Raw genomic sequence first — 1,480 nt, forward strand, 5'->3', positions numbered from 1 at the left:
GACCGTTGGCAATAATTAAGGAGAACCTATGAAATTAAACTTTTTAGATAGTGGTCTTGACTCTTTAAAAAAGGGATTTAAAAGTCTTGTCGAATATGAAAAAGTAACTTTCTATAATAAAGAAGAAGTATCTGAAGAAAAGAGATTTTATCATCTTAAAGATGCAATATTATTCATTCAACACGGAATCGAAATTTTAGTCAAAAAAATAATTCAAAATCATAGCGAATATCTAATTTTTTCACAAATTGATAATCACGTTAAAAGTGCTCTTAAGCAAAAAAATGAAAGAAATTTGAATAGCGTATTTGAAACAGATTTAAAGCATAAAATACACACAGTTTCTTTTAATGAATCAATAGAAAGACTAAAAATAATCCCAGGAGTCAAATTGTCCTCAACTCTTGAAAAGAGATTAAACGAATTAGAATCATACCGTAATATTATTATGCATTCTGAACCATACCTAAATGAATATGACATTAACATCACCTTTGATGGATTATCAGATGAATTAGATGCCTTTTTTTATGAAAACATCGGAGAAACTTATAAGATGATAAGTGGTTATGATGAATTAATGAAGAACATAGAAACCTTTAAAGAATTATTACAAGAAAAAGGTCTTGATTTAAAAATAAAATCTGTAGAAATTATTGTTAAAGCACTTAAGAAAGCAAAAATCAGTATTGGAAGTAATGAAGTTAAAAGAATAACAAACATTAATAGTTGTTCTAAATTTTTAGAAGAAATGATTAATTCAGATTTGACTTTTGGAACTGATTTATATAATGGATTCTGCTCTGGTGCTATTAAAAAATTTAAACGAGGAGGAGAAAACCTTTTTGAATTTTATGCTGCAGAAAATCAAACATCCTATCAATATAAAATTAAAAGTATTATAATATACATACCACCAATTAATAATGATAAATCGCCTATTATTTTTGTAGAATCCGATAATATGGAATTTGACTCGAAAGATTACGATGGTCAAGAATTAGATGTTTTTGATGAAATAAAATCTTTTAGATATTTAAAATCAATAAAAGACAATGAATTCGTTTACAAAAAAGAAAAAATATATTCGATTTTGGAAAGTTCAATAATACAAAATGGCAACTACGAAGACTATTATAAATTCTTTACAAAAGGAATATTTTGTTTTTTAAATATTCAGGGATTAGATTATAATCAAGGATTTAAGCGGTTTATATGGCAACAAAAAACAATGGATGGAAAGCAATTTGAAGTTGTATTAAGAGAAGTGCTGACAAAATAACTATTGCCAACAATGTATATAAAACATAGCTAATATAGGCTTTCCGAAAGGTTTGTGTGTATTTGCAAACACCGCCAAATTTTTAAATTTGACTTTTGGTAAAATAAAGAAAAAAGAAAAATTTAAAAATTCAGCTCGTGTATAATCCGAAACGATAGCGTCTTTTTACACGCTACGTTTCATATACGGAGACGTTGT

General features: G+C 26.6%; 1 protein-coding gene. It reads left to right on the plus strand.

Annotated features, from left to right (window positions below; translation table 11 throughout):
* Positions 1-28: 28 nt before the first annotated feature.
* A complete protein-coding gene (locus K8344_RS13880) occupies positions 29-1,282 on the plus strand; it encodes a hypothetical protein (RefSeq protein ID WP_237609277.1) in 1,254 nt (417 codons plus the stop codon).
* Positions 1,283-1,480: the final 198 nt, after the last annotated feature.

It is taken from the genome of Aequorivita xiaoshiensis, assembly GCF_022008395.1.
In the GTDB taxonomy this organism is placed as follows: domain Bacteria; phylum Bacteroidota; class Bacteroidia; order Flavobacteriales; family Flavobacteriaceae; genus Aequorivita; species Aequorivita xiaoshiensis.